Genomic DNA, 20,608 nt, shown 5'->3' on the forward strand with positions numbered 1-20,608 from the left:
ACCATGGGCATGAAGAAGTCGGTGGTGGCGACCAGAGCCTGATCGTCGTTCAGCCGCCAGACGGCCGCGTCGTCGCTGGTCTCGTTCCCGACCATCAGGTCGGCGAAGGGGGCCGTCTGAGGGACGCCCTTGAGGATATCCTGCAGCACCGTCGGAGCCAGCTTGCAGCCGCAGCCGCCTCCGTGGGCCAGAGAGGTCAGGCGGGGCTCGGGCGTGTCCATGCGTCGGGTTTGGGCGAAACCGCTGGCGAACTCAACAGTCGCGCGGCGGCGCGCCCGCCCCTTTTGCGTTGCCAACCTCCGATGCGCGGACCAAGCTCCGGTCGTTCATGACGGGGCAAATGATGCGACTTCCTGCAACAACGGCCGCGCTGGCCCTGCTGGCGTTCGGCCCGGCCCATGCGCAACAGGACGACGACCTCCGGCTGGCCGTGGCGCGCGACTATGACGCCAACCTCGGCGCCCTGTTCGACGACTTCCACCGCAATCCCGAACTGTCGGGGATGGAGGTCCGCACCTCCGGCATCATGGCCGCCCAGCTGACCGCGCTCGGCTATGACGTCACCACCGGCGTCGGCGGCACGGGCGTGGTCGCGGTGCTGCGCAACGGCGACGGCCCCACGGTCATGATCCGCGCCGACATGGACGGCCTGCCGCTGAGCGAACAGTCGGGCCTGGCCAACGCCTCCACCGTCAAACAGGTCGACAGCGACGGCGTCGAGAAGCCGGTCATGCACGCCTGCGGCCACGATGTTCACATCACCGCCCTGATCGGCACGGCCCGCCAGATGATGGCGCGGCGCGCGGACTGGTCCGGCACCCTGGTCCTGATCGCCCAGCCGGCCGAGGAACGCATCTTCGGCGCCCGGGCCATGGTCCAGGACGGCCTCTATTCCCGTTTCCCCAAGCCCGATTACGCCCTGGCCTTCCACGTGTCGGCGGATCTGGCCAACGGCCTGATCGACCTGCCGCTGGGCATCACCTCGTCAAGCTCGGACAGCGTCGACATCGCCGTCCACGGGGTGGGCACGCACGGGGCCTATCCGCACATGGGGATCGACCCGATCGTGGTGGCCTCGGCCATCGTGATGAACCTGCAGACCCTGCCCAGCCGCAGCATCAACCCTCTGGAAGGCGCGATCGTCACCGTCGGGGCCATCCACGGCGGCATCAAGCACAACATCATCTCCGACCGGGTCGACATGCAGCTGACCGTCCGCGCCGACAATCCGGAGACGCGCCTGGCCCTGCTGGACGGGATCGACCGCGTCGCGCGCGGCACGGCCCTGGCGCTGGGCGTGCCCGAGGACAGGCTCCCCACCGTGGTTCGCTCGACCACCGAAACCACGCCCGCGACCATCAACGACGCCGCCACCGCCGCCCGCCTGCGAGCCGCCGTCGGCGCGGCCATGGGGGCCGACCGCGTGGTGGATGTCGACCGCACCGGCATGGGGGCCGAGGATTTCGCCTGGTTCGTCACCCCCGAAACTGGCGTGAAGGGGGTGTATTTCAGCGTCGGCGGCACGCCCGCCGATCAGGTGGACGCCGCGCCGGGCCATCACTCGCCCCTGTTCCGCATCGATCCCCGCCCGTCGGTCACGACCGGAGTCGAGGCCATGGTGGTCTCGGCCCGGGCCCTGATGCCGAAAGGCTGAGCCGGGCCTGAACCGTTCCCGACGCTGTCCGTTTCACCTCCGAACCGGAGAGCCTCATGCCCATTCCCAAGCTCGCGACCCTGATCGGCGGCCTGCTGCTCAGCAAGGGCGGACGGCGCATGGCTGGCCGCCACGCCGGCAAGCTGGCCCTCGCCACACTGGCCTTCCAGCTGTGGGAACAGCGGCAGGCGGGGAAACATCCGGAGCGTCCGCAGGCCGGAAAGGCCCACCCTCGCCAGCGCTGGAGCGGTCGGCGCGTCTGAATCCGCTGGACCGACGCGGCGTCAACCGCGTTCACTGCGCCGGCCAAACGGAGCCGACGCCATGATCACCGTCCATCACCTCAACGATTCCCGGTCCCAGCGCGTGCTGTGGCTGCTGGAGGAGCTGGGCCTTCCCTATGAGGTCAAGCGGTACCAGCGCGACCCGAAGACCATGCTGGCCCCGCCGGAGCTGAAGGCCATCCACCCCTTGGGCAAGTCGCCGGTGCTGGACGACGGCGACGCCCGCTTGGCCGAAACCGGGGCGATCATCGAATATCTGCTGGAGACCCATCCCGAGTCCGGCCTGCGCCCGGCGCCCGGTACGGAGGCCGCGCGGCGCTTCACCTACTGGCTGCACTATGCCGAGGGCTCGGCGATGACACCCCTGCTGCTGAAGCTGATTTTCAGCGCCATTCCGAAACGCGCGCCCTTCCTGGCGCGCGGCGTGGCCCGGGGGATCAGCAAGGCCATGAACGCCAATATGATCGACCCGCAGCTGGCGGCGCACACCGCGTACTGGGAGGCCGAGCTGACGCGGTCAGCCTGGTTCGCGGGCGACGCCTTCTCGGCGGCCGACATCATGATGAGCTTCCCGGTCGAAGCGGCGGGGTCGCGAATGGGCTACGGCGCCGACAAGCCCCGGCTGAAGGCCTTCCTCCAAGCCATCCACGCGCGGCCGGCGTACCAGCGGGCGCTCGAACGGGGCGGGCCGTACAGCTACACGTGAGACGATGGCATGGGCGCCACAACCGCTCCTGAACCGGGCGGGAGGCTGGAAAGGGCGCAACCCTCGTTCCGCACAAACGTTAATCGCTCCATGCGCCCGAGAACCGTTCAAGTCATCGCCGCCCTTGTGGCCGCCGTCGCCTTCATCCTCGCCTTCATGGCGGCGGGCGTCGTTCTGCTGTCCAGCCTGTTCATGGCCCTGGGCCTGGCCGCCGTCGCCTGGCTGGCCTGGAGCCTCGTCGGCAGGGTGAAACTGTGGGGCAGCATCCAGCAGATTCGCGAGCGTCGCCGCAAGGCTGTCACATAACGACAATCTGTCGGAAACGTCTTGCCTCTTGAACCTTGAGGCCGGGCGCCCTACCCTCTTGGGCCGGTCGCGAGCGCCCAGCGACCCTTGGCGTCACCAACCTCTAGTCGGGCGATAGCTCAGAAATTCACGACATATGGAAAAAGTGCTCTTGGGCCGGTCGCGAGCGCCCAGCGACCCTTGGCGTCACCAACCTCTAGTCGGGCGATAGCTCAGAAATTCACGACATATGGAAAAAGTGCCGATGACGGCCGAGGGCTACCGTGTCCTCGACGATCAGCTGAAGCAATTGAAGTCCGTSGARMGGCCGAGCGTRATCTCGGCCATYTCGGARGCGCGCGAGCATGGCGATCTKTCTGARAACGCCGAGTATCATGCGGCCAAGGAGCGGCAGGGCTGGATCGAAGGCCAGATCGCCGACATCGAGGACAAGATCAGCCGCGCCCAGGTCATCGACGTCTCCAAGCTGAACGGCGACCAGGTCATGTTCGGCGCCACGGTCACCGTGGTCGACGAGGACACCGAGGAGGAGAGCCGCTACCAGATCGTCGGCGAGCACGAAGCCGATGTGAAGGCGGGCAAGGTTTCCGTCGCCTCGCCGATCGCCCGTTCGCTGATCTCCAAGGAAGTCGGCGACGTGGTCGAGGTGAACACCCCCGGCGGCGTCAAGGCCTACGAAATCCTCAAGGTCGAGTGGAAGTAGGGGCAGACCAGCCCCCGCTCTCCGTCTGGGTCGTCTCCGACGGCCGCGCCGGCATGGAAAATCAGGCGCTGGGTCTGGCGGAAGCCGTCCAGCGCCTTTTTCCATCCGACATCACCGTCAAACGCATCCGCTGGCGGGCCGCTTTCGACAAGCTGCCCTCGGCCATGAAGACGTCGTGGATGCTGGACCTGTCCTCCGATCCCACGGAACCGGCCGCGGGCGAGGCCTGGCCTGACCTGTGGATCGCCACCGGGCGCGCCACCCTGCCGATATCCGCCCGCGTCCGGGCGGCCTCGGGAGGGCGGACCTTCGTGGTCCAGACCCAGGACCCCCGCTGGCGCAACGCCGCCTATGACCTGATCGTCGCCCCCGCCCATGACCCGGTCGAAGGCCCGAACGTGCTGTCGATCACCGGATCGCCGCATCGCGTCACGCCCGACCGGCTCGCCGAGGGCTCGGCCACCTTCGCGGACCAGCTGGCCGCCCTGCCCCATCCCCGTGTCGCGGCGCTGATCGGGGGGCGTTCCAGGGCCTTCGACCTCACCGACGCCCATGCCGCCGATCTCGCCGACCGGATCGCCAGGGCGGTCGAGGCGACGGACGGCTCATTGATGCTGACCTTCTCGCGCCGCACCCCCGGGACGGCGAAGGCGGCGATGATGGAACGGCTGGCCCGTCTGCCGGGCCTGATCTGGGACGGCGCGGGCGCGAACCCCTATTTCGCCTTCCTCGACCAGGCCGACCATGTGCTGGTCACAGAGGACAGCGCCAATATGGCGGCCGAGGCGGCCTCGACCGGCAAGCCGGTGCACATCCTGCCGATGATCCCGCTGAAGCCGGCGGACAAGTTCGCTCGCCTGCACGCCGACCTGCATGCGCACGGCGCGGCTCGGCCGTTCGACGGGACGCTGGAAGCCTGGACCTATGCGCCGTTGGACGAGACCGCGCGCGCGGCGCGAACCGTGCTCGAGCGGATGAAGCGCGCCTAGTCGCCTCCCCCGCCGCCGTCTCCGCCGCCCCCGTCCGAGCCGCCGTCGGAGCCGTTCCCGTCCGAACCGTCATCCTTGCTGCGCCCGCCGTCCGAGCCATAGACACCGGCGTTCGAGCCGTCATTCCGGCGATCGCGCTCCGCGCCCCCGGCCTTCTTCTGCTGGGCGGCGTCCAGGGCCACGCCCAGCCCCATCCCGATGGCCACGCCCATACCGATGCCGATCGCCAGATTGTCCATGGCTATGCCGATGGCTGTGCCCACGGCGATGCCGATCGCCAATCCCACCCCGATGAAACTGCGGCCTTCCATATCGTCCCCTCCATCACACCTGTGAACAGTCGGAACCTACCATCGCGCGAGACGGAATCAGCGCCTAAATAGGGGCATGAGCACCTTGAGAACCGTCCGCGTCGCCATCATCGGCTCCGGCCCCGCCGGCTGGACCGCGGCCATCTACGCCGCGCGCGCCATGCTGAAGCCCGTCGTCATCGCCGGCCTGCAGCCCGGCGGGCAGCTGACCATCACGACCGATGTCGAAAACTATCCCGGCTTCGCCGACGTCATCCAGGGCCCCTGGCTGATGGAGCAGATGCGCGCCCAGGCCGAACACGTCGGGACCGAGATCATCGAGGACATCGTGGTCAAGGCGGACCTGTCGCAACGGCCCTTCCGCCTGACGCTGGATTCCGGGACGGAGATGCTGGCCGAAACGGTGATCATCTCCACCGGCGCCCAGGCCAAATGGCTGGGGCTGGAGAGCGAGGCCAGATACCAGGGCTTCGGCGTCTCCGCCTGCGCCACCTGCGACGGCTTCTTCTACCGCGGCAAGGACGTGATCGTGGTCGGCGGCGGCAACACCGCGGTCGAGGAGGCGCTGTTCCTGACCAATTTCGCCTCGAAGGTCACCGTCGTGCACCGCCGCGACGAGTTCCGGGCCGAGCGCATCCTGCAGGACCGGCTGTTCTCGAACCCGAAGGTCGAGGTCGTCTGGGACAACGCCATCGACGAGATTCTGGGCGAGACCAACGCCATGGGCGGGGTCAACGTCACCGGGGCCCGGCTCAAGAACGTCAGGACGGGGGAAACCCGCGACCTGTCGGCGGACGGGGTCTTCATCGCCATCGGTCATGCGCCGTCGTCGGAACTGTTCGCCGGCCAGCTGGAAACCAAGCAGGGCGGCTATCTGGTAGTGAAACCTGGCACGACGGCCACGGCCATCGAAGGCGTCTGGGCCGCGGGCGACGTGACCGACGACATCTACCGCCAGGCCGTCACCGCCGCCGGCATGGGATGCATGGCGGCTCTGGAAGCCGTCCGCTTCCTCGCCGAGGAAGACCACGCGAAGGCGCACCAGCCCATTTCGCACAAACAGGCGGAAAAGATCGGCGTCTGGTAGCCGGCGTCAGCCGAACAACTGCAGTTCAGGCGGCGCGTATTCGACCGGCCGTCCGGCCCGGCGGCGCAGGGCGTAGTCGACCGCCGTCTGCACGGCGCGCTCGTCGGTCGGCTTGGACAGCACGCCGATCGTGCCGGCCACGCCGCTGCGCACCATGCCGGGGTTGGCGGTCATGAACAGAACGGTCACGCCCAATTTCTGTCCGAGCTCGCGACCCAGTTCGATTCCGGTCGGACCGTCGGACAGATGGATGTCAACGAGGGCGAGATCGACGTCAGTCTCGTGAACCAGGCGGAGCGCGGTCTGCGCGTCGGCCGCGGTCCCGACCACTTCATGGCCGAGATCTTCCAGGACGAAGCGCAGCTCCATGGCCACCAAGGCTTCGTCTTCAATGACAAGGATACGCGCACTCATCGGTGTTCAGACGTTTCAATCTCGTTCGGCCGTCCGTAACCGTACGGACTAACTGGTTAAATCAACGCGACCCGCCGATGGCGGTTGCGACGAATCGCGGTTATGCGACAATTTGTGCAGCGCGGCGTCGTGACAGGGCGGTGGCCGGCAGGTCGGCGGTCACGCGCAGTCCCTCCGGCGCCCATACGCGTTCCAGACGCCCGCCGAGCTGGTTTTCGACCGACAGGGTGGCCAGCGAGGAGCCGAACCCCACCCGCGTCGGCTCGCCCCCGACCGGCGGCCCGCCCCGCTCTTCCCACACCAGGATGAACCGGTCCCCCTCGGTGCGCGTGTCCAGGGTGACCGTCCCGTCCTCGGCGGACAGGGCCCCGTATTTCGCGGCGTTGGTGGCCAGTTCGTGGAACAGCAGGGCCACCGAGGTGGCGGCCTGGTCGTCGAACACGGCGTCGTTGCCGGTCACCGACACCCGCATCCGGCCATCAAGCGCCGCATAGGGCTTGAACAGGTCGTTGAGGAAGGCATGCAGCGTCATCGTCCCCACGGTGGGACGCGAGGCGTCCGTATGCGGCCGGACGAACTCATGCGCCCGGGCGAGGGCGTTGATGCGCGTCCGCACCGCCGCCGCGAACGCCTTCGCCTCGGGGAACTGGCGCGCGGACAGGGCGATCAGGGCCGAGACGACGGCGAAGATGTTCTTGATGCGATGGCTCAGCTCCTGGCTCAGCAGGTCCTTGGAATCGACCATCCGCTTGAGATCCTCGATGTCCGTGCAGGTGCCGAACCAGCGCGTGATCTCGCCCTTGTCGTTGCGGATCGGCGAGGCGCGGCCCAGCGTCCAGCGATAGACGCCGTCGGCGCGCCGCAACCGGTATTCGATCTCGTAAGGTTCGCCGGTTTCCAGCGAATGGCTCCACCGGGCCCAGGCCCGCGCCTGATCGTCGGGATGGAACATGCCGTTCCAGCCCTCGCCGTCAGTCGATCCCGCGGGCACGCCGGTGAATTCGTACCAGCGCGCATTGTAGTAGTCGTGGAAGCCGTCCGGCTGCGTTGACCAGACCATCTGCGGCATGGAGTCGGCGATGGCGCGGAACCGGGCCTCGCTTTCCGCGAGGGCGGCGGCGGTCGTCACCAGATCCGCGTCGGCGCGACGGCCCGCCGCCAGCGCCTTGCGCAGGTTCAGCAGATTCATCACCTGGCGGGCCAGCACCTCCAGCGCCTCGGTCTGGAGCGGCGTCAACCCCTCGGGCCGTGGCCGGGCGTCCAGCACGCACAGCGTGCCGAGCGGCAGGCCGGACTCGTCCTTCAGCAGGACGCCGGCGTAGAATTTCAGGCCCTGGGGCGCCGTCACCAAGGGATTGCAGGCGAACCGCGGGTCCTGCGTCGCGTCCGGGACGACCAGCCGGTCCTGTTCCAACAGGGCGTGGCGACAGAAGGAGGTTTCCAGCGGCGTCTCGCGCACGCCCAGGCCGACCTCGGACTTGAACCATTGCCGGTCGGCGTCGATCAGGTTGACCACGGCGATCGGGGCGTCGCACAGCCGGGCCACCAGGGCCGTGATGTCGTCAAACGCGGGCTCACGTTCTGAATCGAGGATGTCATAGGATTTGAGGGCCGCTAGGCGATCCGTCTCGGTCCAGGCGGTCGTGGTCATCCGCAGGTAATGCCCAAATGCCGTCGCCGTTGCAAAGCTTGAAGGCGTGGCGGACGTCAGGCGCCCGGGCGACCGACTTCCTCGACCGCCATGGGCGTCACGCCTGGAGCAACCGCACCCGGCGTCTCGGGTGAGGGTGCGGCCGGGGCTTCGAAGGCTGCCAGCCGCTCGTTGATGGCCGCGATGTCGGACGCCGAGGCCTGACGGCGTCCGCCCAGGGAGGCGACGCCGACGACGCGGGTCTGGCCGTCGATCTCGACGGTCCGCATCGCGGTTTCCCCATTGGCGGCGGCCTCGGCCAGCGCCTTTTCGGCTTCCGCGGCGGTGGCGAGCTGGATGCGCGGCCGCGAGAAGCGGGCTTCGTCGATCAGGGGCTCGCGGCCGGAATAACGCTGGCTGAAGGCGGCGGGTTCTCCGTAGACGCCCTTCCAGCGGTAGAAGATGTGCGCGCCGATCTGGGTCAGCTTGTTCAGCGTCGGCGACCACCACGGATGCACATAGTCGGCGTGATAGTGGGTCGCCGTGCCGACCGCGGCCGACACATGACCGGCCAGGGCCTGTTCCGCGACCCGTTTCGCGCGCTGCCACGCCCAGCCGACCGGGGCCTGGCCCAGGGCGCCGTCGCAGGTGAAGCTGAACTGACAACCCGTCGTCCGCTCAGCCCCCTCGAACACCACGCCGCAGATGGTGTTGGCGTAGTTCGGGTCACGCACGCGGTTCAGGATGACCTGGGCCACGGCCTCCTGGCCCGCGGTGGGTTCCAGCGCCGCCTCGTAATAGACGCCCTGGGTCAGGCAGCGCAGGGCCCGGCGGCGATCCTCGGCCGTGGCGGGCTTGAAGATGAAGGGGGCGGCCACGCGCAGATACTGCGAGGCGTTCGGCGTCGCGGCGTTCAGCTTCATGGCGTCCAGGCCCGTGGCGCCGAACTCCAGCGTCGGCCGGCCCGCCAGGGTCAGGCTTTCCCAGCCCGGCGTCAGGCCGTACAGCGCGGGCTGGCGCTCACCCGGATCGTGACGCAGCGCCACGGCCAGTTGCGACGGATCCATGCGGCCCGTGATGGCCGCCATGCCGTGGGCCCCCAGGTCGCCCCTTGTCAGGGCCCGGACGACCTCGGCGCGGCGGTCGATTTCGGGTCGGGGAGTCGAGCTGGCGGCCATGGCCACGCCGAAGGCGGCCACCACCACGGGCGCGCCGGCGGCCAGCCGTCGCGTGCCTTTCAGCATCGATCTCCAGTCGATTGCGGCCAAATCCAGCTCCAGAGGCGGCCTGGGCCACCCAATGTCTTCCATGCCCGGCAAGCGGGGCGCTTTTCAGGCGGAAAAGCGCCGTTAGGTCAAGCCTCAACGTCCCCCGAGGGTGGACCGCAGCATCCAGGCGAACTTCTCATGCGCCGCCAGCCGCTGCGTCATCAGGTCGGCCGACGCCTCGTCGCCGGCTTCGTCGGCGACCTCAAGCGCCTTGCGCGTGGTGGCGATCAGGGTTTCGTGGTCCTGCATCAGCTCCTTGAGCATGGCGGTCGCCTCCTTCTCGGGGTCTCCATCCTTGATCGAGGTCAGGTTGCCGAATCCCGAAAAGCTTTGCGGCGCCAGGACGCCCAAGGCGCGGATGCGTTCGGCGAGGTCGTCGAGCGCGGCCCAGATGTCGCGGTACTGCTGCTCCAGCAGATTGTGGAAGCTGAAGAACTCGGGCCCGCGGACGTTCCAGTGATAGCCGTGGGTCTTCAGATAGACGGCGAAACTGTCGGCCAGCACCTTGGTCAGTTCCTGGGCGACGTCGGCGCGCTCGGTCTTTGTCAGGCCGGTGTCGATCGTGGCGGTCATGCGGGCTCCTCGGGGGATTGAAACGGTCAGTACGCAGGTGGGCATGGCGGGGGCATTCGCCAAGACCGGGCGTTCGTGCGACAGCGGGGCGAATGGCGACGCTTGAGGGAACGTGATGCTTCCCAATACGTTGCAGCGGATCGCGCAGGGCGCGAGCGGGGGCTGTTGAGTGAGCGGGGCCGGGTTTCCCAAACATTTGTCGAGTGCTGACGCCGCCCTGAGCGGACTGGCGCGGATTCCGCCCCGGCCGTGGTGGATCAACATCCTGATCGGCCTGGCCTTCGCGGCCCTGGTTCTGGCGCTGCGCTGGGCGCTGTCCGGCTTCTATGGCCAGATAAGCGGCTTCATCATTCTTCTGCCCGGCGTGGTTCTGGCGGCTCTGGCGGCGGGCCGGCTGGCGGGCGCGACCACGGTCGTCGCCGCGCTGCTCGGCGGCTGGGCGATCGCGGGGCCGGGCGCCCAGGGTGTGGGCATCTCGACGCCGATGGGCGTGATCGCGACGACGAATTTCATCGTCGTAGGGCTGTTCGTCGCCGTCGTCGCCGCCTCCCTGCGCAAGACGGTGGCGCAGCTGAACCAGTCGGTCGCCGAGCTGTCCGCCGCGGACGTCCGCGTCGGCGAGAGCGACGCCCGCTTCCGCCTGATGGCCGATACGGCGCCCTCTCCGGTGTGGATGACCAATGCGAACGCCGAGGTCGAATTCGTCAACACGGCCCTGGTGGAATATTACGGCCGGCCCGCCGAAGAGATACTGGGCCACGTCTGGAAACAGACCGTCCATCCGGACGATCAGGCCGCGGTCGAGGCGGTGATGGCGGCCCATCGGCCGCAGCATCTGCCCTATGGCTTCGAGGCCCGGTTCCAGCACGCGAACGGCAAGTGGCGCTGGATGCGCGTCTCCGTCAATCCGCGGTTCGGCTCCGACGGGACCTTCCTCGGCTATGTCGGCATGGCCTTCGACGTCAGCGAGACACGCGAGGCGCTGGATACGCTGGCGGCGCTGGAACGGCGCCAGAGCTTCCTGCTGGAGTTGGCCGACAGGCTGCGCGACCTCGTTTCCCCCGAAGAGATCATGGTCGAGGTCGGGCGAGCGGTGGGCGCCGAACTGGGCGCCGACCGCGTCGGCTACGGCGAGGTGGATGAGGAACGCGGCGTGGTCTCCATGACCCGCGACTGGACCGCGGGCGTCGTCAGCGCCCAAGGGAAATTCCGCCTCGAGGATCTCGGCGGGGACCTGATCGCGGACCTTGCCGAAGGCCGGCTGATTCGCATTCCCGACGTTCAGATGGATGAGCGGACGAGGGACGCCCTGGACGTCTTCCGGCGGCTGGAAACGCGGGCTCTGCTGCGTGCGCCGGTTATTCGGGCTGGACGCCTGCGGGCCTTCATGTACGCCCACCATGCCAGCGTGCGCGAATGGAGCGAGGCGGAAGCCAGCCTTCTGCAGGAGGTCGCGGTCCGCACCTGGACCGAGATCGAACGGGCCCGCGCCGAGGCCGAGGTCCGCGAAAGCGAGGCGCGTTTTCGCGCCATCGCCGACACCGCGCCCGTTCTCATCTGGGTCACCCAGCAGGACCGCACGCGCGCCTTCGTCAACCAGGCCTATGTCGCCTTCAATGGCGGGACCTATGAGGAGGCGCGGCTGGCCGACTGGCGCAGCATCGTCCATCCCGACGACCAGGACCGGATCATCGCCGAGTCGCTCGCCGGCGAGTCGACGGGTCAGCCCTTTTCGATGGAAGCGCGCTACCTGCGTCACGACGGCCAGTATCGCTGGCTGAAGTCCTTCTCCAGACCGCGGCTGGGCGCGGGGGGCGCGGTTCTCGGCTTCGTCGGCGTCGCGTTCGACGTGACGGACATCCGGGAAACCAGCGACCGGCTGGTGGAGTCCGAGACCCGGTTCCGCACCGTGGCCGACAGCGCGCCCGCCCTGATCTGGATGCTCGACGCCGAGGGCAAGCCCAGCTTCATCAACCGCCGCTACCGCACCTTCTTCGGCATCGAGTCGGAACTGGACGTCGCCGAGGGCTGGCGCCGTCTCGTTCACCCCGACGATATCGAAGCCTTCACCGCCGCCTTCGCCGACGCGGTCGACCGGCACGACCGCTTCGAGAGCCTGATCCGCACGCAACACCCGGTCATGGGCGAACGCTGGCTGCGCTGCGAGGCCCTGCCCCGGTTCGACGGCGCCGGAAAATTCCAGGGGTATGTCGGCGCCAACGTGGACGTCACCGAAGCCAAGCGCGCCGAGGACGATCTGAAGCGCATCAACGAACTGCTGGAGGAGCGGGTCGGCGAGGCGATGGCGGAGAAGGCCAAGGCCGAGGCCGACCTGATGCACGCCCAGCGCATGGAGGCCGTGGGCCGCCTGACCGGAGGCGTGGCGCACGACTTCAACAACCTGCTGACGGTCGTCATCGGGGCGCTGGACATCATGTTGCGCTCGCCCAACGACGCCGCCAAGCGCCAGAAGCTCGGCGAGGCCGCCCTGGCCGCCGCCCGACGCGGCGAGGGCCTGACCCACCAGCTGCTCGCCTTCTCGCGCCGGCAGGCCCTGCGTCCCGAGCCCGTCGACCTGAACGCCCAGATTCGCGAGAGCGAGCCGCTGCTGCGCCGGGCCGTCGGCGAGGCGGTCGAGTTCAAGCTCAAGCTGCGCCGCGGCGGGGCCCGGGTCAGCGTCGACCCGTCCCAGTTCGAGGCCGCCCTGCTGAACCTGGTCGTCAACGCCCGCGACGCGGTCGGGGACAAGGGCCGGATCACGGTCCGGACCATGTCCTGCCCCGTTGCGGCCGGGGAGGTCGCCGACCTCCCTCCGGGCGACTATGTCTGCGTGACCGTGTCGGACAACGGGACCGGCATGCCGCCCGACGTCATCGCCCGGGTGTTCGAACCCTTCTTCACCACCAAGGCGGTGGGCAAGGGCACCGGCCTGGGTCTGAGCCAGGTCTACGGCTTCGCCCGCCAGAGCGGCGGGGCCGCCCACATCGCCTCGACCGTCGGGCGCGGAACCGAAATCAAGCTGTATCTGCCGCCGCTGGCGGACGGCGCGACGCCGGCGATCGAACCCGGGCCCGCCGCCGCCCAGGCGATGACGGCGGGGCGCCGTCTCCTGCTGGTCGAGGACGACGTCAGCGTCGCCGTGGTCGTGCTCGAACTGCTGGAGGGGCTGGGACTGGAGGTCCGCGCCGTCGAAACCGCGCCCCAGGCGCTGGATCTGCTCAAGCGCGAACGGTTCGACATCATGCTGAGCGATGTGGTCATGCCCGGCGGCATGACCGGGATCGAACTGGCGCGCCGGTGCGAGCGCGACTATCCGGGCATGCGCATCGTCCTGACGTCCGGCTACGCGGGAGACGACGTCGACGCGGCTCTGTCGAACGCACCCTGGCCGTTCCTGCGCAAGCCCTATTCGGGTGAACAGCTGGCGCACATCCTGGGCGATCTCGCTCCCGGGGATGCGCCGGCCGGCGAATAAATCAGCGGGTGCGGGCCTTGCGGGCGGCGTACCGCGCGTCGCGGGCGGCCTTTTGTTCTTCCTTGGTGAGCGCCTTACGCTCCTTGCGGGCGGCGCGCTTCTCGGCCTCGATGGCTTCCTGGGCCTCGGCGTCGGCCGCCATGCGCGCGGCTTCCTTGTCGGCCTTTTCGCGACGGGCTTCCGCCTTGGCCAATTCGTGCTGCTGGCGCAGGGCTTCCTTCTCGGCGGCGCGCTTCAGCGCCAGCTTCTCGAATTCGGGGTCGGGAGCGGCGGGCTTGGCCTTGAAGCGGGCGAGCAGGGCCTTCTTGGCCTCCTGCTGGGTGGTGAGGCGGTCGGCGAAGCCGGTTTGTTTCAGATCTCTCATGCGGAGGTCGTCGATGTCCTTGATCGGTTGTCGGAGTACGCGGAACGGCCTCGGGGCGAGCATCACCCGGCCCCGGGCCGTCGGCTAACCCTATATAGGCGGCGAAATCAAGGTTGCGAGGCGGGATCCGACCCGCCTCGCTCACTCGACGAGGAAGTGTGTCAGTTCGGCTTCTCGGCCTGGCCGACGGCCGCGCCCGCCGCTCCGCCCACTGCGGCGCCGACGGGACCGGCGACCAGTGCGCCGGCGATCGCGCCTGTGGCGGCCTTCTGTTCAATGGTCTGCCCGCAGGCGGCGGCGGAGACCGCGGCGAGGGCGAGGACGAGGGTGACAGCCATGCGTTTCATACGAAATTCTCCCGGTAGTGCAGGCGGAACGCGGTTGCCGCTCCGCCGGTTCCGGCTCCGAGAGCAAAGTTAAAATCGTCAACGAAACCATAACGACGACAATAGATGCTAGTCCTGTTAATCGTCATTATGCAGATTCATCGGATGATCATGTTGTTTCTGTGTTCCGCAATACAGATCACGTGAGATAGATTATCAACCTCATACATAGCCAGCTCATCAGAAACACTGGACGTTGCACATTGCGTCCCTCGCGATGTTGCGTCGCACGCGAATCTTGCGAATCAACCACATTGGCGCCACAAACGGCTGGCTTAAGGCGCGTCCTCGACGGCCGGCCCCATTCGCCGACCGCCGATTTACCGCAAACGGATCGCGACGCCGATCTCCACGAGATTGGAGAGGGTCGCCCGGTTGCGAGACTACCCGGGGGCGGCATTGCGCCCTGCCGAACAGGACTGAGCCCTTGCCGAACGCCCCGCACACGTGCGCGAAGACCCCTGTCGAACGTCTGGCCCGTATCCGGCCCGGCTCGGCGGCTGCGGCTTTCGGCGTTGTGATGGGGCTGGCCGTGGGCTGCGCCTACCTGGGCGGCACGGCGGCGAAGGCCACAACCGTGCGGAATCAGGCGGAACGGATCGAGGGCGCCACGGCGGCCGGATTTACCGAGGAAGCCTTGGCCGCGGCGGCCGGCGGTCTCGACGAAAGCGCCCTGGCCATCGCCCGGCGCCACGATCCCTACACCGTCGCCGGCGGCGCCCAGCGCGACCGCCAGGCCGAACTGATGACCGCGCGCCTCGAACAGCTGCGCGCCCAGCCCGGCAACGCCGCCCTGCGCCAGGTCAGCCTGACCGGCCCCGTCGCGGCCCAGCCCTTCCGCCTCGGCGGCGCCCTGGACGCCTCGCGCGATCTCGAGTGCCTGACCCAGGCCGCCTATTACGAAGCCCGCGGCGAGGGCCGCGATGGCATGCGCGCCGTGACCCAGGTGGTCCTGAACCGCGTCCGTCACCCCGCCTTTCCCAAGAGCGTCTGCGGCGTCGTCTTCCAAGGCGCCGGCCGCCGCACGGGTTGCCAGTTCAGCTTCACCTGCGACGGCTCGATGCGCGGCGCCGTCAATCGCGCCGCTTGGAACCGGGCCCGCGAGGTCGCCTCCAGCGCCCTGTCGGGCGGCGTCTTCGCGCCCGTCGGCAACGCCACCTTCTTCCACACCACCGGCGTCTCGCCCGGCTGGCGTCATGCCATGGTGCGGGTCAACCAGGTCGGCGACCACCTGTTCTACCGCTTCGGCGGCCGGACGGGCTCGCGCGGAGCCTTCACCTACGCCGCCCGTCCCTCAGCCCCCGTCGAAGGTCCGCGCCTGATCCAGGCCAGCATGGACCCGACCGGCACGGTCCGCGAGGCCGGCGCCGTGGCCTACAATCTGCTGGTGTCGCAGGACAGCCGCAGCGCCCCGGCCGAGGCGCCGCCCGCCCCCACGTCGTCCCCGGCCCCCGCTCCGGCCGAATCCGCGGTCGTCACGGTCGAAGCCGCCGCACCTTCGTCTCCCGCCTGATCCGTCAGGCGTCCCGGTCGCCCTTCGACGAGCGATGCGCGTCGTCGTGACTGTGTTTCAAATCCCGCTCGCCGCCGCCGCCGGAGACCTTGCTGTTGCGCGGATTGGTAGGACCGCCCTGTCGCGGGTCGCTGAACGTCGGCGGCTCCCTGTCGGCGTTCTGATGGCTTGAGCCGGGACCGCCCCAGCGCTTTTCATCGACCGGTTCGGGTGTGTGCTGGTTGTTGGCCATGATCAGCGATCCTGCACCTTCCACTGGTTGGTCAGGTTCTGCTTCAGATTGCCGAACCGTCCCTGCTCATCGAGATTGACGTCCGAGTCGCCGGGCTGGCCCGTCTGGATTTCGGTCTCGAGATCGCGGCGGTCGCTGTCGCCGGCGTCCGGGGCCGCATTGGCGCCCTTGTCGGCGTAGCTGCGCTGTTCCTTGGGAATTCGGGGGGCGTGGGTCATCGAAGTCTCCTTCTGTCCCCGGATAAACCCCGTGCCGAACGCGCCGTTCCGTAGCGGCGTTCGCCGTCCGGTCAGATGTCCAGACCGATATCCAGCGACGGGGCCGAATGGGTCAGGGCGCCGACCGAGATCACGTCCACGCCCGTCTCCGCGATTCCGCGCACCGTTTCCAGATTGACCCCCCCCGACGCCTCAAGCACCGGCCGGCCGAAGGGCGAGACCTTGGCCCGCTCCACGGCCTCGCGCAGCATGGGCAGGGTGAAATTGTCCAGCATGATCACGTCGGGCCGCTCAGCCAGCGCCTCGTCCAGCTGATCCAGCCCGTCGACCTCGATCTCGACCTTCATCAGATGGCCCGCCGCGGCCCGGGCCCGGCGGATCGCCTCGCCGACGCCGCCGCAGACCGCGACGTGGTTGTCCTTGATCAGGATCGCGTCATCCAGGCCGAAGCGGTGGTTGACGCCGCCGCCGCACAGGACGGCGTGCTTCTCCAGCGCGCGCAGGCCGGGCGTGGTCTTGCGCGTATCGGCGATGCGCGCCTTCGTCCCCGCCACGGCCTCGACATAGGCCCGCGTCAGGGTGGCCACCCCGCACAGACGTCCCAGAAGATTCAACGCTGTCCGCTCGGCGGCGAGGAAGGCCCGCGCGTTGGCCTCGACTTCGGCCAGCACGGCCCCTGCCTCGAAGGCGTCGCCGTCCCGACGTTTCAGCTCGATCGTCGCCTCGGGATCCATGGCCAGCACGGTCAGGCGGACGCAGTCGATCCCGGCCAGAACGCCCGGCTTGCGCGCGACGAAGGCCGCCCGCATGTCGGCGCCTTCCGGGATACAGGCCTGGGCCGTCACATCGCCGGCGCGGCCCAGATCCTCGGTCAGGGACATCAGGATCACCGGCTCGATCAGCAGGTCGGGCAGTTGTCGGATCATGGCTCTATCCTGCGGCGGCCAGAACGCCGGACTCCACAGCGGAGTCGGGCGCGTGAGTCAGGCGGGTATGCCGCGCCGCCGCGACCGGCGCCGGATGGTCGCGGCGGAAATGCCCGCCCCGGCTTTCGCGCCTGGCCAGCGCCGCCCCGGCGATCAACCGCGCCGTGACCAGAGGCAGGGCGGGCCCCGCGATCCGCTCAAGGTCGGCGATGAGCCTCAGCGCCCGCGTCAGCCCGGCCGCATCGCGCACCACGCCGACGTCGGCGCTCATGGCCGCGCGCAGACGCTGCAAGCCGGATTCGGACAGGTCAGGCGCCGGCGCGACCGCAATCGGCGCGCCGGCTGCGCCATGTTCAGCCGCCGCGGCCCGGCCGGTGCGCCGGCCGAAGGCCGCCGCCTCCAGCAGCGAGTTGGACGCCAGACGGTTGGCCCCGTGCACACCCGTCGCGGCGCATTCGCCGACCGCGAACAGCCCGGGCAGCGTCGTACGGCCGTCCGGCCCGGCGACGATTCCGCCCATGTGATAGTGGGCCGCCGCCGCCACCGGAATCGGCGTCTCGCGCGGGTCCAGCCCGGCGCGCATGCAGGCGGCGAAAACGCCCGGGAAGGCTTCGGGGAATTCGTGGCCGACGGCTGTACGGGCATCGAGGAAGGCGCCGCGGCCCTCGGCGCAGGCCGCGTGGACGGCCCGGGCCACGATGTCGCGCGGCTGCAGGTCGGCGTCCGCCGCCGGGCCCAGCAGGAAGCGGCCCTCGCGGTCGATCAGCCGCGCCCCCTCGCCGCGGAGGGCCTCGGTCGCCAGCGGCATGGGGTCCAGCCCAACATCGATGGCCGTTGGGTGGAATTGCACGAACTCGGGATCGAGAATCTCGGCGCCTGCCGCCCAGGCCAGGGCCATGCCTTCGCCCAGCAGGGCCGCCGGGGTGGTGGTCTGCGCATACAGACCGCCCGCTCCGCCGGTGGCCAGCACCACGGCGGGGGCCGTGACCTCGACCATGCGACCGGCCCGCCGTTCGATCAGGGCGCCGCAGACCCGGCCCGAGGCGTCCTGGATCAGGCCGCGCAGGCGCGCGTCTTCCCACACCTCGATGTGCGGCGCGGCGCGCACCGCCGTCACCAGCGCCGACAATATGGCCCGCCCTGCCCCGTCGCCGCCGACGCGGGCGACCCGGGCCTGGGAATGAGCCGCTTCCAGACTGACGGCGAAACCACCGGCGGCGTCGCGGTCGAAGGGCGCGCCAAGCGCGGCCAGCCATTCCACCGTCTCGCGCCCGTCGCCGGTCAGGGCGCGCGTGGCCTCGATCTCGACCAGGCCGGCGCCGGCCGCTGCGGTGTCGGCCGCATGCAGGGCCGGCGCGTCGTCCGCCGACAGGGCCGCCGCCACTCCGCCCTGGGCCCAGGCCGAGGAACAGGCCTCAAGCAACGGCGCGGGCGTGACCAGCAGCACCTTGCGCGGCGCCGCTTCCAGCGCCGCCGACAGGCCCGCCAGACCGCCGCCGATGATCAGCGGTCCGTCATGACGGATGCGGTTCACCGGCCGAACTCGAAATAGCTGGCGCCCAGCGCCAGCGCCTGCTGCAACGATCCGGCGCCCGGCATCAGCCCGGCCAGGGCGACGCCGGCGCAGGCCGCGGCGACCAGCAGGAACAGGCCCACGCTGCGCCCCGCCTCGGGCCAGGTCAGCGGACGCCCGTCGGGACGCCATGCCCCACGCCGCAGATGGCCGATCAGGGCCAGGGCCAGGAAGGCCGCGAAGATATAGCTGCCGTTGGTCACGCCCCAGATCACCACCACCGCGCCGACGACGACCATCGCCGCCTTCTCGACCATGGGATGGATGAGCGCCAGCACGGGTCCCAGCGCCTTGGAGCCATCAAGCGGCGGCGCGGGCGCGAGGTTCACCAGATTGATGATGGCGATGATGAACACCCCTTGCAGCCACAGCCCCTGTCCCGTCGCGATGTACAGGCCGAAGAAGGGAATGGCGGCCAGCAGGCCGAACGCGGGACCGGCCAGCGAGACCAGCACGCCGTGCCATTCGCTGACCGGCAGGCGCTGGCTCTTCGCCACGCCGCCGAGGAACGGGATGATGTAGATTTTCGCGGGGCCCATGCCGAGCGCGTTCATCGCCAGCACATGGCCGTACTCATGCACCAGCAGGCCCCAGATCGCCGCGACGGCGATGACCCAGCTGCCCGAGACCCACCAGATGAAGCCGCCCAGAAGCAGGGTCGAAACCACCGCCCAGACGGGATGCTGACCCTTGTCCAGAGGCGGTTCGCCAGCCTGCGGACGCGCGATTTCCCGCTCGGCCGGCGCGGCCGGGGGCAGGTTTTCCCAGGGACCGGGGCGGCGCGTCTGATCCGAATCTGTCATCGCGAAGACGTGGCCTTCTCCGTCCTCAGCCACAAGGCCAGGAGGGCGAGAAGCCGCAGGCTCTTCGGATCGACATTGGCGACCATCCGCACGGGCGCGACGTAGTGCATCAGATCAGCTCCACCGCGACGTGGTGTTTCGCCTTGAACAGGTCGTAGCGGGCCGGGACCGCCGGCGGCGGCAGGTCGATCATCCGCTGCACGGCCAGACGCGCGCGCTCGGCCATCTCTTCCGGCACGGTCACCTCGAACTTCATGTCCCGCAGACAGTCGCGGATGTTCTCCAGCGTGATCCGCTTCATGTAGGGGCACAGGTTGCACGGGCCGATGAAGCTGACCTCGGGCACGTCGCCCTGGATGTTGGCGGCCATCGAGCATTCGGTGAGCAGCACCACCTGCTTCGGCTTGTGACGGGTGATGTAGTCCGTCAACGCCGCGGTCGAGCCGGCGAAATCGGCGGCCGACAGAACCTCCTCGGGACATTCCGGGTGGGCCAGGATTTCCGCGCCCGGATAGGCCTCGCGCATCTCGGCGATGTCCGCGGCGGTGAACCGCTCGTGGACGATGCAGCGGCCCTTCCAGGCGATGATGCCGACATTGGTCTGGGCCGCCACATTGCGCGCCAGGAACTCGTCGGGGATCAGGATGACCCGGTCGACGCCCCATTCCTTCGCCGCCCATTCCACCACCTGGACCGCGTTGGCGGATGTGCAGCAGATGTCGGTCTCGGCCTTCACATCGGCCGTGGTGTTCACATAGGTCACCACCGGCAGGCCGGGATAGCGCTGCTTGATCAGCCGCACGTCCGCGCCAGTGATCGACTCGGCCAGCGAACAACCGGCCTTCAGGTCGGGGATCAGCACCGTCTTGTCGGGCGATAGGATCTTCGAGGTCTCGGCCATGAAATGCACGCCGGCCTGGACGATCACCTTCGCCGGCGACCGCGCCGCCTCCTTGGCCAGGCCCAGGCTGTCGCCGACATAGTCGCCGACGCCATGGAAGATTTCCGGCGTCATGTAGTTGTGGGCCAGGATGACGGCGTCACGCGACTTCTTCAGCGCGTTGATCTCGCTGATCAGCGCGGCCTGCGCCGGCCACTCCATCGGGGTGACGTGATCCTTGACCTTGGCCCAGACCGGCGCGGTCTCCCGCTCCAGTTCCTTCGACAAGCCAAACATGCCGTCCGCCATCGCT

At 69.1% G+C, this 20,608-nt stretch carries 22 protein-coding genes and 1 pseudogene; 9 read left to right on the forward strand and 14 right to left on the reverse strand.

All coding sequences use genetic code 11. From position 1 onward, the window contains the following. Window positions 1–221, reverse strand: a pseudogene (locus tag ASD25_RS12205) (selenide, water dikinase SelD); the annotation flags it as partial. Between the two features lie 122 nt (window positions 222–343). Here ASD25_RS12205 and ASD25_RS12210 point away from each other — a divergent pair. The 6 genes from ASD25_RS12210 to ASD25_RS12235 all read left to right on the forward strand — a co-directional run bounded on the left by ASD25_RS12210 (window position 344) and on the right by ASD25_RS12235 (window position 4,642). Continuing rightward, complete coding sequence (locus ASD25_RS12210; protein WP_235561703.1) at window positions 344–1,654, forward strand: amidohydrolase; 1,311 nt, start codon at window positions 344–346, stop codon at window positions 1,652–1,654. Between the two features lie 56 nt (window positions 1,655–1,710). Next, the gene (locus tag ASD25_RS12215) at window positions 1,711–1,917 is read left to right on the forward strand and encodes a hypothetical protein (protein WP_055828075.1); all 207 of its coding nucleotides are present in this window, start codon (window positions 1,711–1,713) and stop codon (window positions 1,915–1,917) included. Between the two features lie 61 nt (window positions 1,918–1,978). Then, window positions 1,979–2,644, forward strand: coding sequence for a glutathione S-transferase family protein (locus ASD25_RS12220; protein WP_055828070.1), 666 nt, complete (start codon window positions 1,979–1,981; stop codon window positions 2,642–2,644). A 90-nt stretch (window positions 2,645–2,734) separates the two neighbouring features. Beyond that, window positions 2,735–2,950: a hypothetical protein gene (locus ASD25_RS12225; protein WP_055828067.1), complete on the forward strand. Its 216-nt coding sequence runs from the start codon at window positions 2,735–2,737 to the stop codon at window positions 2,948–2,950. A gap of 229 nt (window positions 2,951–3,179) precedes the next feature. Continuing rightward, the gene (gene greA / locus ASD25_RS12230) at window positions 3,180–3,653 is read left to right on the forward strand and encodes a transcription elongation factor GreA (protein ID WP_055828064.1); all 474 of its coding nucleotides are present in this window, start codon (window positions 3,180–3,182) and stop codon (window positions 3,651–3,653) included. Next, window positions 3,644–4,642, forward strand: coding sequence for a mitochondrial fission ELM1 family protein (locus tag ASD25_RS12235; protein WP_055828061.1), 999 nt, complete (start codon window positions 3,644–3,646; stop codon window positions 4,640–4,642). Before greA ends, ASD25_RS12235 begins: the two co-directional genes overlap by 10 nt. Here the strand turns inward: ASD25_RS12235 and ASD25_RS12240 are convergent. Continuing rightward, a complete protein-coding gene (locus ASD25_RS12240; protein WP_055828058.1) occupies window positions 4,639–4,953 on the reverse strand; it encodes a hypothetical protein in 315 nt (104 codons plus the stop codon). The genes ASD25_RS12235 and ASD25_RS12240 overlap by 4 nt on opposite strands. A gap of 76 nt (window positions 4,954–5,029) precedes the next feature. Between ASD25_RS12240 and trxB the strand changes: the two genes are divergently transcribed. Beyond that, complete coding sequence (trxB, locus tag ASD25_RS12245; protein ID WP_055828055.1) at window positions 5,030–6,040, forward strand: thioredoxin-disulfide reductase; 1,011 nt, start codon at window positions 5,030–5,032, stop codon at window positions 6,038–6,040. A gap of 6 nt (window positions 6,041–6,046) precedes the next feature. Here the strand turns inward: trxB and ASD25_RS12250 are convergent, their stop codons facing one another. The 4 genes from ASD25_RS12250 to ASD25_RS12265 form a co-directional block, all read right to left on the reverse strand. Next, window positions 6,047–6,454, reverse strand: coding sequence for a response regulator (locus tag ASD25_RS12250; RefSeq protein WP_055828052.1), 408 nt, complete (start codon window positions 6,452–6,454; stop codon window positions 6,047–6,049). A 100-nt stretch (window positions 6,455–6,554) separates the two neighbouring features. Further along, complete coding sequence (locus ASD25_RS12255; RefSeq protein WP_055828048.1) at window positions 6,555–8,105, reverse strand: PAS domain-containing protein; 1,551 nt, start codon at window positions 8,103–8,105, stop codon at window positions 6,555–6,557. A gap of 56 nt (window positions 8,106–8,161) precedes the next feature. Beyond that, window positions 8,162–9,328, reverse strand: a complete 1,167-nt coding sequence (locus tag ASD25_RS12260) for a cell wall hydrolase (protein ID WP_055828044.1) — start codon at window positions 9,326–9,328, stop codon at window positions 8,162–8,164. Window positions 9,329–9,445: 117 nt separating this feature from the next. Continuing rightward, entirely contained in the window at window positions 9,446–9,925 is a 480-nt protein-coding gene (locus tag ASD25_RS12265) for a Dps family protein (protein WP_055828041.1), read from the reverse strand. 196 nt (window positions 9,926–10,121) lie between these two features. On the opposite strand from ASD25_RS12265, the gene ASD25_RS12270 reads away from it, so the two are divergent. Further along, a complete protein-coding gene (locus tag ASD25_RS12270; protein ID WP_235561702.1) occupies window positions 10,122–13,400 on the forward strand; it encodes a PAS domain S-box protein in 3,279 nt (1,092 codons plus the stop codon). A 1-nt stretch (window position 13,401) separates the two neighbouring features. Here ASD25_RS12270 and ASD25_RS12275 read toward each other — a convergent pair whose 3' ends face one another. Both ASD25_RS12275 and ASD25_RS12280 read right to left on the reverse strand, forming a co-directional pair. Beyond that, the gene (locus ASD25_RS12275) at window positions 13,402–13,764 is read right to left on the reverse strand and encodes a DUF6481 family protein (RefSeq protein WP_055828033.1); all 363 of its coding nucleotides are present in this window, start codon (window positions 13,762–13,764) and stop codon (window positions 13,402–13,404) included. A 161-nt stretch (window positions 13,765–13,925) separates the two neighbouring features. After that, window positions 13,926–14,111 carry a hypothetical protein gene (locus ASD25_RS12280; RefSeq protein WP_055828030.1) on the reverse strand — a complete coding sequence of 62 codons (186 nt, stop codon included), beginning with the start codon at window positions 14,109–14,111 and terminating at the stop codon, window positions 13,926–13,928. 466 nt (window positions 14,112–14,577) lie between these two features. Here ASD25_RS12280 and ASD25_RS12285 point away from each other — a divergent pair, with 466 nt between their 5' ends. After that, window positions 14,578–15,663, forward strand: coding sequence for a cell wall hydrolase (locus tag ASD25_RS12285; protein WP_235561701.1), 1,086 nt, complete (start codon window positions 14,578–14,580; stop codon window positions 15,661–15,663). Window positions 15,664–15,667: 4 nt separating this feature from the next. Here the strand turns inward: ASD25_RS12285 and ASD25_RS12290 are convergent, their stop codons facing one another. The 6 genes from ASD25_RS12290 to nadA all read right to left on the reverse strand — a co-directional run bounded on the left by ASD25_RS12290 (window position 15,668) and on the right by nadA (window position 20,604). Next, the gene (locus tag ASD25_RS12290; RefSeq protein ID WP_055828028.1) at window positions 15,668–15,895 is read right to left on the reverse strand and encodes a hypothetical protein; all 228 of its coding nucleotides are present in this window, start codon (window positions 15,893–15,895) and stop codon (window positions 15,668–15,670) included. 2 nt (window positions 15,896–15,897) lie between these two features. After that, the gene (locus ASD25_RS12295; protein ID WP_055828025.1) at window positions 15,898–16,113 is read right to left on the reverse strand and encodes a hypothetical protein; all 216 of its coding nucleotides are present in this window, start codon (window positions 16,111–16,113) and stop codon (window positions 15,898–15,900) included. Between the two features lie 71 nt (window positions 16,114–16,184). Then, window positions 16,185–17,039: a carboxylating nicotinate-nucleotide diphosphorylase gene (gene nadC / locus ASD25_RS12300; protein ID WP_055828022.1), complete on the reverse strand. Its 855-nt coding sequence runs from the start codon at window positions 17,037–17,039 to the stop codon at window positions 16,185–16,187. A gap of 4 nt (window positions 17,040–17,043) precedes the next feature. Further along, window positions 17,044–18,573 carry an L-aspartate oxidase gene (locus ASD25_RS12305; RefSeq protein ID WP_055828019.1) on the reverse strand — a complete coding sequence of 510 codons (1,530 nt, stop codon included), beginning with the start codon at window positions 18,571–18,573 and terminating at the stop codon, window positions 17,044–17,046. After that, the gene (locus ASD25_RS12310) at window positions 18,570–19,415 is read right to left on the reverse strand and encodes a metalloprotease (RefSeq protein WP_055828016.1); all 846 of its coding nucleotides are present in this window, start codon (window positions 19,413–19,415) and stop codon (window positions 18,570–18,572) included. Before ASD25_RS12310 ends, ASD25_RS12305 begins: the two co-directional genes overlap by 4 nt. A 109-nt stretch (window positions 19,416–19,524) precedes the next feature. Further along, window positions 19,525–20,604: a quinolinate synthase NadA gene (gene nadA, locus ASD25_RS12315; RefSeq protein WP_055828013.1), complete on the reverse strand. Its 1,080-nt coding sequence runs from the start codon at window positions 20,602–20,604 to the stop codon at window positions 19,525–19,527. Window positions 20,605–20,608: the final 4 nt, after the last annotated feature.

The organism is Brevundimonas sp. Root1423, from assembly GCF_001426805.1.

What these genes read in the sequence shown, in the direction of transcription:
- ASD25_RS12310 (WP_055828016.1), bottom strand. Translation starts at nt 19,415, where the DNA reads ATGACAGATTCGGATCAGACGCGCCGCCCCGGTCCCTGGGAAAACCTG.
- ASD25_RS12275 (WP_055828033.1), bottom strand. Translation starts at nt 13,764, where the DNA reads ATGAGAGATCTGAAACAAACCGGCTTCGCCGACCGCCTCACCACCCAG.
- ASD25_RS12220 (WP_055828070.1), top strand. Translation starts at nt 1,979, where the DNA reads ATGATCACCGTCCATCACCTCAACGATTCCCGGTCCCAGCGCGTGCTG.
- nadA (WP_055828013.1), bottom strand. Translation starts at nt 20,604, where the DNA reads ATGGCGGACGGCATGTTTGGCTTGTCGAAGGAACTGGAGCGGGAGACC.
- ASD25_RS12255 (WP_055828048.1), bottom strand. Translation starts at nt 8,105, where the DNA reads ATGACCACGACCGCCTGGACCGAGACGGATCGCCTAGCGGCCCTCAAA.
- trxB (WP_055828055.1), top strand. Translation starts at nt 5,030, where the DNA reads ATGAGCACCTTGAGAACCGTCCGCGTCGCCATCATCGGCTCCGGCCCC.
- ASD25_RS12210 (WP_235561703.1), top strand. Translation starts at nt 344, where the DNA reads ATGCGACTTCCTGCAACAACGGCCGCGCTGGCCCTGCTGGCGTTCGGC.
- ASD25_RS12250 (WP_055828052.1), bottom strand. Translation starts at nt 6,454, where the DNA reads ATGAGTGCGCGTATCCTTGTCATTGAAGACGAAGCCTTGGTGGCCATG.
- ASD25_RS12225 (WP_055828067.1), top strand. Translation starts at nt 2,735, where the DNA reads ATGCGCCCGAGAACCGTTCAAGTCATCGCCGCCCTTGTGGCCGCCGTC.
- ASD25_RS12240 (WP_055828058.1), bottom strand. Translation starts at nt 4,953, where the DNA reads ATGGAAGGCCGCAGTTTCATCGGGGTGGGATTGGCGATCGGCATCGCC.
- ASD25_RS12290 (WP_055828028.1), bottom strand. Translation starts at nt 15,895, where the DNA reads ATGGCCAACAACCAGCACACACCCGAACCGGTCGATGAAAAGCGCTGG.
- ASD25_RS12215 (WP_055828075.1), top strand. Translation starts at nt 1,711, where the DNA reads ATGCCCATTCCCAAGCTCGCGACCCTGATCGGCGGCCTGCTGCTCAGC.
- nadC (WP_055828022.1), bottom strand. Translation starts at nt 17,039, where the DNA reads ATGATCCGACAACTGCCCGACCTGCTGATCGAGCCGGTGATCCTGATG.
- ASD25_RS12295 (WP_055828025.1), bottom strand. Translation starts at nt 16,113, where the DNA reads ATGACCCACGCCCCCCGAATTCCCAAGGAACAGCGCAGCTACGCCGAC.
- ASD25_RS12265 (WP_055828041.1), bottom strand. Translation starts at nt 9,925, where the DNA reads ATGACCGCCACGATCGACACCGGCCTGACAAAGACCGAGCGCGCCGAC.
- ASD25_RS12260 (WP_055828044.1), bottom strand. Translation starts at nt 9,328, where the DNA reads ATGCTGAAAGGCACGCGACGGCTGGCCGCCGGCGCGCCCGTGGTGGTG.
- ASD25_RS12280 (WP_055828030.1), bottom strand. Translation starts at nt 14,111, where the DNA reads ATGAAACGCATGGCTGTCACCCTCGTCCTCGCCCTCGCCGCGGTCTCC.